This window comes from Thomasclavelia ramosa DSM 1402, from assembly GCF_014131695.1.
Classification (GTDB): domain Bacteria; phylum Bacillota_I; class Bacilli_A; order Erysipelotrichales; family Coprobacillaceae; genus Thomasclavelia; species Thomasclavelia ramosa.
On record NZ_CP036346.1, the window covers coordinates 2,499,007 to 2,514,687 of the forward strand.

Consider the following 15,681-nt stretch of genomic DNA (forward strand, 5'->3'; position numbering starts at 1 on the left):
AATTTAGTAAATGACCTTCACTAAATAAACCATTAAAAATAGAACAATAAAAAATTTAAGAATAGTATAAATATTAATTTGATTCTTATAGCATAAACAATAATTATTATAAATCAATATCTATTTTATATGGATCGTCAATAAGTATGTAATTCATCTTACTTTTTTGGGCAAGTTTAGAAAACTGAGCATTATCCTTCAACACACTATCCAGAGTACAATTTTCATCATCTAGACGATTTTCAATGACATTACCATATTTTTTGATGTCATCAAAATGATTTCTAATATAATTTTCACTCATTATAAGACAATAATACCTTATATTATCCAAATATTTTTTTGTGAAATTTTTCTTCCAGTCAAAAGGAATATAACATCCTTCAATAATAAGGCTTTGCTTATTTTCAATAACGGTCTTAATCATTTCACAAACAATTGGCCATAAATATTTAGTTAGAGCATCATTATCACTCATAGGTGTTAATTCAGTGTTTCCGCTACGAATTAGCCCCATTTTCAGATGATCATGGAAATTTATACTTTTCAAGCAGCTTTTGAGCAAGCGCTGTCTTACCTGTATACGAAGCTCCTGTGATTAAGACTATCATCTTTATCCATCCCTTTTTTTAAAATGAACACTCATACAAGAACATTTCTGTATGATTATTTTTAGCAATTACTTTTTCATATGATGAATACACTGTTACACTTGTAAATCCTATATCCTGTAAATATTGTTCTAGTTCACCCAATTCATATAAATGTGTCTGAAAATCCATAATTTCTTGTTGCAACAGTTCTGCTCCTTTATATAGTTCATAAATACCTGGAGAAAACTGGGTATGCGTTTTTTCATCGTAATAGTTTTTATTTTTAAGAATCAAATCATACCTTTCTTTAGTCTTTATAGCTATTGCAGTCCGATAATCAGAATCATCAGGACATCTATTCGCTACTGTATCAACTGCAAAAACAAATTTGCCACCTTTTTTTAACAACCACTTCATTTTTTTTAAAATTTTTCTACATAATACCATATCTGTAAATAATGATACAGAACCAGAAGAAATAAAGATGTAATCATATTTTTCTACAGTATCATACTCCAGTATATCACTTTGAAACACTTTAGCATTAGGTGACTTTTCCTTTAATTTTGCAAGCATTTCTTTAGATAAGTCTATTCCCTTAATATCATATCCTCTTTCTAGAAATGGAACTAAAAATCTTCCACTACCACATAAAGGTTCTAAAATTGACATATCTTTTCTAGTATAAGATAGATAAAAATCTAATTCGTCTTCTGGTGCATCCTTATGCAAGATCTCATACATTTCTGTACACAAACTACCATAATAATTTTTCATATCTATATCCCCATAATTTATACTTCTTAATTCTATAATACTATATTTAATTCCAAACAATAATTTATTTCGTCTAATTTTCTAAAAAATATTTTCATATAAAAGTTACTAACAGATTTTTAAATTAATGTTATATATTTTCTTTTAAGACTTATCTCTTAACCTCGAACTCTATTTTGAATATCATATCTTCACTTACCAAATCATAATCTATCATTTGTATTTCCATAAAATATATTTTTTACAAAGATAAATCAGCTAAAAAAGATTAACATTTAATCCTTTTCACTTTTACCTCAACCATCAATTTCTTAATACTCAGTTTAGATATTATTAAGACATAATAGCCCATAAAAAAAGAATAATCTTATTGATCTAATAATATTACTCTTTCTTGAATTAGCTTTTCTAATTGTTTTAAACGTTTATTTGATAATTTATATTTTGTTTTTCTATCAAACTTATAATTTATTAACTTTCCAAGTTTATTTTTGCATGTTTGACATTAATGATTCAACAAATCCTATAAAATTTTGATAGGTTGCTGGAAGACGAGTTGAAACATAAGTATTTATGTCTTTAAAATCACTGTCCATTGCATAACTATAAGTTCTTGATAATAATCATCTCCAATATTTTTATAATAATCTATAACTGCTTCGATACTACCAGTTTTAACTAATCTACCAATAGGGGTAAATGAAATATCTTGACTTATAAAGCATCGCCTTGCCTTTTTAATTTTGCAAGCATACCATTAGTTGTAAACTCAGGTGATAAACGGAAGGAAGATCTAGTATAGCTTCCTTACCTAGTAAATGTAATAGAAGCAATTTTTGTATTAAATGAATTTATATATAGATTTTTATCACTAAATATATCTAGATAATCTTCTTTAACAAACCAATAACTATTATTAAGTCATAATCCTTGACATATTTCAATAATTCCTTTTGTATCTTTTTCGTTTAAACCTAGTAGTTTGATACATATGCTCTATTTCTTAGAATAGTTCTTTTCTCCAAACATCGTTTGTATAATCCAATGAAAAATACAATGAATCATTATCAAATTAGTTTAAAATATAATTCATGAGAAACACATTCTTTTTATATAAAAAAACGAATAGATTGGTTATCTATTCGGTCAATTGCTTTATTGGTGGAGGTGAGGGGAATCGAACCCCTGTCCAAGCATAATCCCTCCAAAGCGTCTACAGTTTATCTCATTGAATTAATTTAATTAGGCTACAATCAATGAGCAATTTTCCACCTAACGAGCTTATGAGATTTTCGAAGTATTTAGCTAAGCAATAAATACCCTTATCCTATGAGTTTATGATACCAGTTAAATAGCTATAGGCACGCTAAATAGTGGCAGCTTTCATGTCTATGTCGACTAAGCGAAAGCGTAATTAGTTTGTCTGTTTCCAGTTATTTGTTTGTGCATTTAACGAATGCCTTCGACTGCAGCTAAGGTCAGACATACACCTGTCGAACCCAGGACACCCCCAGATCAGTAATTCTTAAGAGCTTTTTCAATTTCTCTTTTAGAATCTCTTTCTTTTAAATCTTGGCGCTTGTCGTATAATTTCTTACCGCGAGCAATTCCAATCTCCAATTTTACTTTACTTCCTGTATTAAAGTATAACTTAGTTGGTACAACTGTCAAGCCACCTTCTTTTAATTTATTTGAAATTTTTAAAATTTCTTTTTTATGAAGTAATAGTTTTCGATTACGTAACGGCTCATGATTAAATTGATTACCATGGCTATAAGGAGAAATGTGCATATTTTCAATATAAGCTTCATTATCTTTAATTCTTACAAAAGCATCTTTAAGATTTACATTACCTAAACGGACCGATTTAATTTCTGTTCCTTTTAGTTCAATCCCTGCTTCATATGTATCTAAGATAAAATAATCATGATAAGCTTTCTTGTTATTTGATACAATTTTCATGCCCATTTCCCCTTTCTGATTAATTAAGCGCGATGCTTAGATTTACTCTTTTTAGAGCGTTTAAAATGATTATTTGTAAAACGTGGTTCTTCATGACGCTTTTTACGACGATCATTCCGTTTTCGATTGTTTTTACGATCATTATCTTTGCGCTTATTTATTATAACAGTTTTTGTTGTCTTTTTGTTGGATTTCATGCCAACAATTTCAAAATCTACTGATTTATCTTTTTTAGATGCACTTGATACTCGAACTTTAACTCGATCAGACATCTTAAACACCTTGCCTGTTCGCTGACCAATATAACGAAGATTCTTCTCATCAAAGAAATAAAAATCATCAGTCAAATCAGTTACATGGACTAACCCATCAATTGTATTATCAAGTTCAACAAAGAAACCAAAATTAGTAACTGAACTAATAATTCCTTCAAATTCCTCACCAATTTGTTTTTCCATAAACTCCGCAATTTTCATATCATCAACTTCACGTTCAATCATAATCGCTTCACGTTCACGAGCCGAAGTTTGTAGTGCTATTTCAGGCATCAATTCTTGATAATGCATGATAGTACGACGATCTAAACGATTTTCGAACATGTACTTTCTAATTAAACGATGAACGATTAAATCTGGATAACGTCTAATTGGTGAAGTAAAATGTGTATAATATTCATCAGCTAATCCAAAGTGTCCTAGACACTGTTCATCATAACGCGCTTTTTGCATACAACGCAATAATAAAGTTGCAATAATTGTATGTTCCGGAGTATCCTTACTAACTTCTATGATATTGCTTAATTCACCCGGATAAACATTTTCTAATGAACCTTTGATTGTATAGCCTAAAGTTTTAGCAATTCCACTAAATTGTAATAACTTTTTCGGTTTAGGATTTTCATGAACCCGATAAATGAACGGCAGCTCTAACCATTTAAAATGCTCTGCAACTGTTTCATTTGCCAATAACATAAATTCTTCAATAATACGATCACTTGCCCCACGTTCTCTCAATACAACATCAGTAGTATTACCTTTACTATCAACTAGTACTTTTGCTTCTTTAACATCAAAATCAATCGCACCACGTCTAGCTTTTTTCGCTTGAAGAATCATTGCTAATTCCTGCATTAAGAAAAATAAATCTTTGACATGACTATACTGTAACTGAAGCGTCTGATCACCATCAAGAATTTTATTTACATTAGTATAAGTCATCCGTTCTGTCGAATTAATTACTGCTGGAACAATATCATGTTCTACAACCTCACCATTTTCATCAATTTCCATAAAACAAGAAATTGTGAAACGATCAACATGCGGATTTAATGAACAAATGCCGTTTGATAACTTATGTGGCAGCATTGGGATAACACGATCAGCTAAATAAATTGATGTTCCACGTGCAAATGCTTCTTTATCAAGCGGTGATTCTTCTGTAACATAATAAGAAACATCGGCAATATGCACCCCTAAATGATAATGACCATTATCTAATTTTTTTAATGAAATACCATCATCTAAGTCTTTGGCGTCATCACCATCAATAGTAACAACGACCTCATCACGCAAATCAATCCGTTGACCAATATCAATTCCTTCCAAACTATCAGGAATATTCTCTATTTGATCATAGACAGCTTGAGGAAACTCAACTGGCGCATCGTGTTCATATACTATCGATAAGATATCAATCCCAGGATCATTGCGATGCCCTAAAATCTTTATAACATCACCTTTTAAAATCGGTTTATAAGTCTTAATTTCAACTTGAACTTTGTGTCCCGGCATCGCTCCGTGTAAATGAGCGCGATCTACAAAAATCGGTTTATCGAACATCGGATCATCAACATCAACAAAGCAATCACGTTTTCCTTTTTTGATTTCACCAACTAATCTTGTCTGTCCTCTTTTTATAACCCTGATAACTCGCCCCTCAGGACGTTCCTCATCACTGTGCTTCTTTAATTCAACTAATACAGTATCCTTATTAAACGCATCCTTTAAGTCATCGGGACTAATAAAAATATCTTTCTCTTGATCTTCAACGACTACAAACCCAAAACCACGTTTATTAATCGTTAATGTTCCTAGAATCATGCCAAACTGATTTGGAAGATAATAATGATTATATTTATTTCTAACTACTTTACCTTCATCTTCCAACTCATTCATAAGTTTAACTAAGTTTACAAATTTATCACTTTTATTACAATTCAATTTAGCAGCGATCAAATCAATAGAACGCTCTAAATAATTTTCATCACTTAACAATTCCAAAATCTTTTCTTTCATTCATTCACCTCCCGATTCCAAAATAAAAATAGGACCTTAGCCCTATTATTTATGACATTCTTAGAATGATTGCAATAACGAAAAATGCAATTGCTAAACCAGTAGTAACTCTTGTCATCACTAAATCTGCACCACGTTCTTTTTGCTGTGCAAACAAGTTTGAGCTTTGACCAGTTAAAGCATTTACAATTCCATCAGATTTACCACTTTGTAATAGACATAATATAATAAGTGCTATTGAAATAACAACTAATAAAACATTTAGAATAGTCCCAAACATAATATACCTCCTATTAGATACTTTGATACATCGCTAGAACATAATAACATAATATTTTTAAAATTACAATGATTTCATCGACACTTTAATCAAATCTTCTTGACAGCTGCCTACTATATTCTTTTCTCTAATACAATTACTGGTAAATCACCATATTTAGAATTACCAATCTCATTAAATCCACACTTTTTCCAAAATACTAAACCAGCTTCATTCCTCACTAAACAAGCCAATTGGATCCGTTCACAACGTTGCTTAAATTTTTTTAAACAATCATTAAACAGCCTCTTCCCCAATCCACAATTTTGTTTATCCTGATCAATTAAAAATAATCCAATCCATACACATTCATCATCATGAATCATCGAATAACGATAGCCATATTGATAATCGACTAATCCAACTAGTTCACCTTCTAAATAACATTTTTCTATATAATGATCTATTTCATCAAAACCGTCAGGACATCGCATCTCATTAATAAGATATTCTCTAGTAACTACCTGTCCTTCCAAAGAATAATAATTCTTTTGACGTAAATGAAATTCAATCAATTCATTATCAATATTCTCTACTTTTAAATAACTAAGCATTATCAACACCAACTACATAAAAACGATCATTATCTAAAACTAAAACTATATTTACACTTTTAGGTAATTCGTCAACCTTACGATTGAATTCCATTGAGATTAATACGTTATAATATTCATTATCATCTAGATCATCAATCACTACCTTAGATGGTGCAAAAGAAATAATTTCATAATTCTTAACTTCTAATTTTGGATACGTTTCTCTATATGTATAAAATGATTTTGAAGCAAATGAGCTAAATTCACTCTGCAAGCTTGGATAAATATAATCTAAACCACCAATTTCACCATCTTTTTTATCTTTTAAAGTAAAATAATCAACAGCAAAATAAGATGCTACTAATTGACATTCCTCGCTTGTTAAATTATTTTTATAAGCTTTATCAAGTCGAACATATATATCATTTAAAAGCTCATTTCCTTCCTCATGTATATACGGCGTCTCAACAGGAACCGTCGCAGGGTTATTTTTAGAAGCTCCTTCACGACTATAAAGAATATAAGTACCTGCTCCCCCAATTACTATGAGTAAACAACAAAGCATTACAACATGATCAATAACTTTTCGTTTTTCACTGCGATTAGCCCGATATCTTTCTAAGAATTTAATCTTAGGCAAGCGGTCGCTCTGAATAAAGACATTTGCTAATGTTAATACCGGTTTATACTTTTGACTTACCATACTTGTTGTTTCAATGAATAATTCGAAAATAAACATTAGAATGACAAACATTAAAGTTCCTAAAGTTGCATCATATAGATAAATATATGATGTTAAAGAGAACAAAAAAGTAACACCGTATAAAACTAAAACACTTTTACGATGCCCTAGTTTCAATTTGAACATTAAATTATGATGTAAATGCGCCCGATCAGCTTCACTAAATTTTTTATGATTAACTTTTCGTCGAATGATTGCAATCAACGTATCCATTATCGGAACCATCAAAACAACAATCGGTGCCCCTAAGGTAAAAAATGTCGATACATTATAACCAAAACCTAATAATGAAATAACAGAAATCATAAAACCAATATATAAAGCACCACAATCTCCTAAAAAAATCTTAGCTGGATGAAAATTATAAAATAAAAATCCCATAATTGCCCCTGCTAAAACTAATGACAACGAAGCAATATCAGTTCTTCCACTCGTAAGCGAAGTCATTGAAACAGTAAACAAGACAATAATTGATATTCCAGATGACAATCCATCTAATCCATCAATTAAATTGATTGCATTAGTAATCCCTACAATCCATAAAACTGTTATAACCCCTGGAATAATCGGTGGCCAATTACTCGGCATAAAATCAAAACCTTTTAAATATATATCACCATATACAATAACAATCAGTGCTGCAATCAATTCAACTGCTAATTTCGTTTTCGGTGATAAATCATGAACATCATCAATCAAACCTACAAAGAATACCAAGAAACCAGCAATTAGAATTGCATTGATTTGAGGATCAGTCTTTAAAAAGATGACCGCCCCAATTAAGGAACTGATGTAAATTGCATATCCACCGATTCGAGGTACTTCGACCTTATGAACTGTTCGCTTATTTTTGTGTGCTACGATTCCTAATTCTTTACCCGCCTTCATAACTAGCGGAATTAGAATGGCTGAAACGATCATAGTTACAACAAATGACATAATCAAACTAGGATTCATCTTTTCACTTCCTATCTTTTGTATATTATCAATTATTTTTGCATAAAATACAAGACAAAACCAATAAATAGTTTTATAATAATGGTGTTAAGGAGGAAAACGAAATGCATAAATTAGGAATATCAGTATACCCTGATAAATCACCAAAAGAAGAGGTATACGCTTATATGGAAAAAGCCGCTAAATTAGGGTTTAGTAGAATCTTTACTTGTTTCTTATCAATCCCTGAAGATAAGCGCGAAAGTTATTTAGTAGAATTTAAAGAATTCATGGATAAGGCTCATGAACTAGGGTTCGAAGTAGCAGCTGATACTAACCCTGAAGTATTTAAAATTATTGGAGCTACACCAGGAAATTTAAAACCATTTGCTGATTTAGGATTAGACATCATCCGTTTAGACGGAAACTTTGGGACACAAGGTGATATCCAAATCACACGTAATCCATATGGTATTAAAATTGAATTCAATGCCAGCATGGACATGGGTGTTGAATTACTAATTAATCATGGTGGAAATAAAGATCAAATGATCATGTGCCACAACTTCTTCCCTGAACGTTATTCAGGATTAGATTTCAATCTATTCATGGAATATAACCGTTATTGGAAAGAATTAAACTTACATACAGCTGCTTTTGTTTCTAGCAACAACGCTAATACAATTGGACCATGGGAAGTATTCTGTGGTTTACCTACAGTCGAAATCATGAGAGGTTTACCAATCGACTTACAAGCTCGTACATTATTAGCAACTGGTGACGTTGACGATATCTTAATCGGAAACTATCCGGCTACTGATGAAGAGTTAGAAGCTTTATCAAAAATTAATTATCAAGCAATTGAAATTCGTGTTGATGAAGTACCTGAAATTACTGACAATGAAAAATTGATCATGTATGATTTTGCCCCTCATTGGGATCGTTATGATCACTCATCATTCATGTTACGTTCTTCAATGCCAAGAGTTAAATTTAAAGAAAAAGCTACAGTTCAAGATTCTGGATTTACTTCAAATACAGAAATCGCAGGCAGTAAATCAATCCCTCATCATGATTGTGGTAAAAAAGTGTTCACACGTGGTGATGTCTTGATTGTTAATGATAACTTAGCTCATTATCGTGGTGAATTGGAAATTGTTTTAACAGAAATTCCAAATGATGGTGAACGTAATTTAGTAGCAACAGTTAAAGAAGAAGAAATGATATTATTAGATTTTGTAACACCTGGTCATCACTTCGTTTTAAAAAAATAGTAAAAAATAAAACCGAGAATTTCATTTGAAATTCTTGGTTTTTTTATCCAAATAAATCATTTAAAACTTTTTCAAGTCCATTATTATGAACCGAATCACAAACCAAATCGCTAACAGCTTTTAATTCATCAACAGCATTTCCCATTGCAACTCCTGTTCCAACTGTTTGAATCATCTCTAAATCATTTAAACCGTCGCCAAAAGCATAACTATCTTGAACATTCAAATTTAAATATTCAAGGACTTTTTGTACCCCAGTAGCTTTTGAAATAACATTAGAATAGATTTCAAAAGCATTATCTGTTCCATGTTTATCATAGTTAAAATCATTTAAGATAATTTCTTCAATCTTTGCTTGATGCTCATCGGGTACACTAACCTCTAATTTTAAGCATTCTGCAATTATATCTTCTCTATTAAAGTCTTCAATTAAAAATTCTTCATTAATATTACAACTTATGAAAAACTTTTCTAAAACTTTAAAACTCGGATCTAAATATGCTCCACGTTTTGTTTCAATAATATATTCAAAATTATTTTCATCCAGATGATTTACTAAATCAATCGTCTTTTTTAAATCTGTAGGCTGATGATAAATAAATTGTCCATTCATTTCCACATGTGCTCCGTTACACAAAACAGCACCATCAAATCCAAAGTTTGTTAAAATCTCAGGAATAAAAGCATAAGGACGACCACTTGCTAAAAATAACAAATAACCTCGTTCTTGTAATTCCTTCATTTTTCGTTGGGCTCCGGCTGGAATTTCTGGCAATCCCCCATGCGTATCTGTTAATGTTCCATCAATATCAAAAAATAGTACTTTTGTCATATATCCACCTCATTTTTTTATTATAGCAAAACCGCCAGATAACTAGCGGCTTTTTACTATTTTGGAAAATCTCCTTTTTTCTTTTTTGTCATTAAAATCGCAGCAATTATCGAAACAAATGGAACTGTTAGAATGACTCCCAATGACCCTGCAATACCTTGAATGATCTCAATTCCCATATCATAGGAATTGAACATTTGTAAAAACGGCATATCATAAGCATAAAAAACAACTAATGTACTTAAAGAGCCACCTGTAAAAGCTAAAATTAAAGTATTTGACATCGTTCCCATCATGTCTCCACCTATTTTAATACCACTTTTAAATAAATCTTTACGTGAGATATTAGGATTGTGATATTTAATTTCCTCAATCGTAGTTGAAATTGACATAGCTACATCCATTACTGCTCCAAGCGAAGCAATTAAAATACCTGAAAATAAAAGACCACTAATATCTAATTTACTGTTTTGTCCTATATAAAGTAACGTTTCAATATCATTAACATTATAGCCGCTAACATGCCCAAGTGCCCCAAAACTGCTTGCAAAGATTCCTGCTACAACGACCCCCGCAATCGTTCCTAGTACCGAACATAAAGTTTTCATTGAAAAGCCACCTATAAAATACATTGTTACAAGAGTCGTTAAAACAACTACAGCAACTGCACTAAAAAACGGTGAAAAACCTAAATACAACATCGGCAGATATAAAAAGATAATACAAATAAATGTAAAAATTAATCCTAAAGCTGAGGTAAAACCTTTTCGTTTACCGATTACAACTAATAAAATCAAAAAAATTGCGACCATTGTATATAGTGTATTAGTGCGATCATAATTATAAACACTAGCACTTAAGGTTCCATTATATTCACTAAGCTGCACTATCACCCTAGTTCCCACCTTACAATCAGCACCGTACAAATAACTATCAATATTCGTAGTCTCTACTATTTGACCTTTATAATCACCTGACAAAATCTCCGTATTCACTATTTGCGTTCCTTGCTGAAGTCCATTTTCTGTACGATTTTCAGATATAATTTCAGTCACTCGGGCTTTTTCAAATACAGCACCTTCTTGATCCATCAATGGTGTTTTTTCAACAGCATTATTAAAAAAATATAAAAAAATTAAAAATGCTAAAATTGCCAGCCAGACTCCAAAATGACCTATTTTTTCTTTTTTACTTAACTGTTTAAATTCTTTTAATAACTCTTTCATAACTTCTCCCATATATAAAACAAGACAGAACAAGCTCTGTCTTGTTTATTTCATTATTTATCTTGACTATTCTTCAATTTTTCTTTTTTTAAATAATTTTGTTCCAGCAATTCCTAGCAATGATACGAAAGCAGTAATACCTGCTAAATTGATTGACGTATCATCACCAGTTTTTACTTTGCTGCTAGTTGTTTTTACTGGTGTTTTACTTGGCGTTGTTGAAGGAGTAACAATTGGAGCTGTTGTAATATCTTCAGTATTTTTCTTTGCTAAAAATTCATTTGTCACTGTATCTAATTGTGTACTCAATTCATTTAATGCAGTCTTAGTAATAGTTGCTTCATTGAAGTCAACTTTTAAAGCTGCAATTGATTTCTTGAAAGCATCTACATCTGCTCTAGTATACTGATCTTTTTTATCTCCGATACTAATTTGTGCTAAAGTACTTCCAATTTGATCAAATTTAGTCTGTACTTCAGCAAACTCAGCTTTTGTCACGACTTCGTTTTTAGCTGTTGCTAATTTATTATATGCTTCATCGATAGTTGCAGTTGTAACAGCTTTATTACTATCATTTTCATATAACGTTTTGTCTAATAAAGATGAATACCCTCGTTTTAAGGCAGTACTATTTTCATTTGCAAAACCATTTTGGGCATAACCGTAATAATTTAATGGATCACTTGTAGTATTCCATTTATTTTGTAATTCTGTTTCAGCTGTACTATCATCACGTGTGTCTAAAGCAGTATTTACAGCTATTAAAGCTTCATCGATTCTATTTTTAGAGCCACTTGTTACATTGACTGTATCAATCGCAGCTACTTCATTCTTCATTTCTTCAATTGATTTAGCATTACCATCTTTTGATAAAGTTACATCATTTGCATATTTTTGACCATTGTAATCATAAGTTTTAATTGTTAAAGAATCTCCACTAAAATCAATTGTTGAAAAGGTTGGTTCTGGTGTATTAGAACGTTCAGCAATATAATATTGTTTAACTGTATTCAATGTGTAAAATTTACTTCCTGAAGCAGATCCTGCGGCAATATATAATGTTCCTTCTGGATTATATGCTTTACTAGCATTTTCACTAACACCGTCGGTTTCAATTACCTTTCCATCTAGAATTTGATAAGTACGAGCGTAAGAATGATCGTGACCTGTTAAACATAAATCAATGTTAAATTCATCCATTAATGGCGCAAATAAAATTCTTAAGTTAGCCCCATCAACATCTGAATGCGGTGAACCAGAACCATAGATATCATGATGGAATAAAACCACTTTCCACTTTGCATCTTCATGACTAGCTACAGCTTCTTTCATTAACTGACGATGTTCTTCAACATTACGACTATTACTATTTAAACTAATAAATAGAGTATCTCCATAGCTATAATAATAATCTCCACCAGATTCTGTAGAACCTAATGTACTTGCATTAGGATTATTATAATGAAGACTGTAATCATCGACCATTGACTCATGATTACCAATCGTTGTTGCTAATGGTGTACTTCTCAACACATCAGGATATAAGAAACCTGCATATTCTTGTTCTCTTATAATCTCTCCAGAACCATTAGTTCCGCTTGATGAATAATCAATTTGATCTCCTGCTGATAAAATGAAGCTAGCATTTTCTGCAATGCCTCCAGCTCCTAATGCTTTTTGCAATGTCTTATTCCATGCATAGGTATTAACTGCAATATCAGTATCATCTTGAGTACCTTGTCCGTTACTTCCAGAAGCTCCAATTTGTGGATCTCCTACTAATACTGCCTGATAATCACTAAAACTGTGTGTTTTGTAAGTATATGTATCACTCCAATCAACACCGTTTGTACTATATTGGTAATAGTAAGTCATATTTTCCACTAGATAATCTTTAAGTGCTACCTTATTACTAGCAGTATAGTTTTTGAAACTATTGTTCTTGTTAATCTTGTCAGCACTGCCCGTTACAGTTTTTGCTCCTGACATATCTTGATTGGTAGAAATTTTTACTGTTGGTGTTCCCGTTTCTTCTGAGTACCAGGCAAAATTTAGATCAGTTGCTTTTGCTCCCGGTGTCAATACAATTTTTCCAGTATCCATTTCACCGGATTCTTGATTATTCCATTGGTTATTATACCAATCATTATAATCACTAGTACTAGTCAGCCCATTATTTAGTTTTTGTGTTCCATCATTACCTTGATATTCACCATAAGCTGATAATGGTACCATTGCCAAACTAGAAAAGGCTGATACTGTTGCCAAAGAAACAATAATACGTTTTTTCAAATTCTCATTCATGTCATAGTCCCCTTTTTTTAAGTTATAAATCTGTACTACGCCACCTATTTTACACACTGAGATTTTAGCGTCAACGAAGTTTACAAACACTTTATCAACTTAACCAAAACCATAAAAAAGACGATTATAGTTAAGCAAAACTTAACCAAATCGTCACTTTCTTTTGATTGAAATTATTATCTAAATCTAATTATACTCTATCAGTACATCATCTCGCCTTTTTTCTTCTGATATACTCTATTCCCCCTAAAGTTACAACCATACCGATTAGTCATGTTCCAATTATCATGTTATCACCAGTTTTAGCTGCCTGTTCATTTCCTTTTGGAGTTTTCGGCTGTTCTGGTTCTACCAGTGTTACTTCACTCTTCTTTTTTAATCCTTCGTATGCTGTCTGTAGTTTTTCTGCCAGTTTTGCACATATTATATCATTTTCGAAATCAAAAAATGGCAAATACACTTCTTGGTCAGCTCTTGCACCGGTTCTAAGGCGCATTTGATTAACCCCGATTTTCCCAACTGCTCCAGAACCATTCCAGTTCAATGAAATATATGTAATCTTACTTGGATTATCAACTTGATAAATTGCGTATCCATTTTTTTGACCTGAACTTATTATTGCACCATTATTTTTAGGAACCAGTGTTGTTGAAATCCAAGTAGGAAAAATATCTATAAAACTATCAACTAAAGATAAATTTCCATAATAAATCTAAGCTGATGGTGCTTCAGTATCAAAGTTATCTACCAAGGTTTTAGAATTTTCGAACTCCTTAACTCTTGTTGTAGATAGCGAAGAAATTATTAAGCACACAATAAATACAAGCTTTACTGCTCTTTCCCATCTCAATTTAATCACTCCGTTATGATAATCTTATTAATCTTTGATTTGGTATCCCAGACTTTTACTTTTTATTATATTTATTTATGAAACATGGTTTCATAAATAAAAAACGATATGATTAAAATAAACTTCCATATCGTTTTAATAATTATTTAAATTTATCTATTGCAATGCTTGATTGACGATGATCAATTAGATTATCGGTTTCAATCTTATAATTTAAATTATCCTCATAATTTTTAGAAAATACACAACCATAAATAATATCTAACAATAAATGTAGTGAGAGAGTCGAAGAAAAAGTTGCGATTTTAGAATAAATAAATTCTGATGAATTTAAATATAAGACTCTTTGGGTATATTTTACAAGACGATTTTCTCCAAATGAAGTTATTGCAATTGCAGGAATCTTACGTCGATATAAAATCTTCGCTGCTTCAATTACTTCTTCTGTTTCTCCGGAATAAGAAATTAAAATAGCCAAATGTTCTGAAGTACTTTGAGCAGCTTGAAACAACTGTTCATTGATCATTTGTGAAATCCGCACATCTTTACCTATTCTAAACATCTTATACTGAAAGTCACTTGCAATTCTAAGTGGACCTGAAACCCCATAAATATCAATGACCTTCGCTTTAGTAATCATCAAAACAACTAGCCTTAATTCTTCTAAATCTAAATTTTTCATTGTAATATCAATGCTTTCTTTTGATAGATTAGCAATATTGCTAGCCACAGTATAAACACTATCAGTTCCTTTAAAAGGGTAGTTTGCATTAATATCATCATTGCTAAGACGACTATATTGTAATTGAGCTGCTAATGCAATTTTAAAATCATTATATCCTTCATATTCAAGTTTTCGACAAAAACGAACAATACTAGCTGGAGAAGTAAATGTTGCTTTGGCTAATTCTTTAGTTGACATGTTTAATACTTTTTCACCATTTTCTAAAACGTATTTACCTAAGATCCGTTCTACTGATGAAAAGTTATTTGCCAATTCAATTTTCTTTAATAACCCCATATTACTCCTCCATCT

At 31.2% G+C, this 15,681-nt stretch carries 13 protein-coding genes and 1 other RNA gene; 1 reads left to right on the top strand and 13 read right to left on the bottom strand.

What is annotated here, in order from left to right; genetic code table 11:
- Window positions 1–106: 106 nt before the first annotated feature.
- The 8 genes from EYR00_RS12060 to EYR00_RS12095 form a co-directional block, all read right to left on the bottom strand.
- Window positions 107–517, bottom strand: coding sequence for a hypothetical protein (locus EYR00_RS12060; protein ID WP_003535827.1), 411 nt, complete (start codon window positions 515–517; stop codon window positions 107–109).
- Between the two features lie 112 nt (window positions 518–629).
- A complete protein-coding gene (locus EYR00_RS12065) occupies window positions 630–1,370 on the bottom strand; it encodes a class I SAM-dependent methyltransferase (RefSeq protein ID WP_040434172.1) in 741 nt (246 codons plus the stop codon).
- Between the two features lie 1,159 nt (window positions 1,371–2,529).
- Window positions 2,530–2,882, bottom strand: a transfer-messenger RNA (tmRNA) gene (gene ssrA / locus EYR00_RS12070).
- A 3-nt stretch (window positions 2,883–2,885) separates the two neighbouring features.
- Window positions 2,886–3,338, bottom strand: a complete 453-nt coding sequence (gene smpB, locus EYR00_RS12075; RefSeq protein WP_003535825.1) for an SsrA-binding protein SmpB — start codon at window positions 3,336–3,338, stop codon at window positions 2,886–2,888.
- Between the two features lie 17 nt (window positions 3,339–3,355).
- Window positions 3,356–5,626 (bottom strand): ribonuclease R, encoded by a 2,271-nt coding sequence (gene rnr, locus EYR00_RS12080; RefSeq protein ID WP_003535818.1) that lies wholly within the window; start codon window positions 5,624–5,626, stop codon window positions 3,356–3,358.
- A 49-nt stretch (window positions 5,627–5,675) separates the two neighbouring features.
- Window positions 5,676–5,906 (bottom strand): preprotein translocase subunit SecG, encoded by a 231-nt coding sequence (gene secG / locus EYR00_RS12085; protein WP_003535816.1) that lies wholly within the window; start codon window positions 5,904–5,906, stop codon window positions 5,676–5,678.
- Window positions 5,907–6,019: 113 nt separating this feature from the next.
- The gene (locus EYR00_RS12090) at window positions 6,020–6,499 is read right to left on the bottom strand and encodes a GNAT family N-acetyltransferase (RefSeq protein WP_003535814.1); all 480 of its coding nucleotides are present in this window, start codon (window positions 6,497–6,499) and stop codon (window positions 6,020–6,022) included.
- Window positions 6,492–8,180 (bottom strand): MraY family glycosyltransferase, encoded by a 1,689-nt coding sequence (locus EYR00_RS12095; RefSeq protein WP_003535811.1) that lies wholly within the window; start codon window positions 8,178–8,180, stop codon window positions 6,492–6,494. Before EYR00_RS12095 ends, EYR00_RS12090 begins: the two co-directional genes overlap by 8 nt.
- Before the next feature lie 104 nt (window positions 8,181–8,284).
- Between EYR00_RS12095 and EYR00_RS12100 the strand changes: the two genes are divergently transcribed.
- Entirely contained in the window at window positions 8,285–9,433 is a 1,149-nt protein-coding gene (locus EYR00_RS12100) for a DUF871 domain-containing protein (protein WP_003535809.1), read from the top strand.
- 43 nt (window positions 9,434–9,476) lie between these two features.
- Here EYR00_RS12100 and EYR00_RS12105 read toward each other — a convergent pair whose 3' ends face one another.
- The 5 genes from EYR00_RS12105 to EYR00_RS12125 all read right to left on the bottom strand — a co-directional run bounded on the left by EYR00_RS12105 (window position 9,477) and on the right by EYR00_RS12125 (window position 15,666).
- Window positions 9,477–10,265 (bottom strand): Cof-type HAD-IIB family hydrolase, encoded by a 789-nt coding sequence (locus EYR00_RS12105; protein ID WP_003535808.1) that lies wholly within the window; start codon window positions 10,263–10,265, stop codon window positions 9,477–9,479.
- Window positions 10,266–10,321: 56 nt separating this feature from the next.
- The gene (locus tag EYR00_RS12110) at window positions 10,322–11,491 is read right to left on the bottom strand and encodes a YibE/F family protein (protein ID WP_040434168.1); all 1,170 of its coding nucleotides are present in this window, start codon (window positions 11,489–11,491) and stop codon (window positions 10,322–10,324) included.
- Between the two features lie 66 nt (window positions 11,492–11,557).
- On the bottom strand, window positions 11,558–13,795 hold the full coding sequence (locus EYR00_RS12115) for a purple acid phosphatase family protein (RefSeq protein WP_008791198.1): 2,238 nt from the start codon (window positions 13,793–13,795) through the stop codon (window positions 11,558–11,560).
- A 271-nt stretch (window positions 13,796–14,066) separates the two neighbouring features.
- Entirely contained in the window at window positions 14,067–14,339 is a 273-nt protein-coding gene (locus EYR00_RS12120; protein ID WP_003535797.1) for a hypothetical protein, read from the bottom strand.
- A gap of 448 nt (window positions 14,340–14,787) precedes the next feature.
- Window positions 14,788–15,666, bottom strand: a complete 879-nt coding sequence (locus EYR00_RS12125; protein WP_003535794.1) for a MurR/RpiR family transcriptional regulator — start codon at window positions 15,664–15,666, stop codon at window positions 14,788–14,790.
- Window positions 15,667–15,681 lie beyond the last annotated feature (15 nt).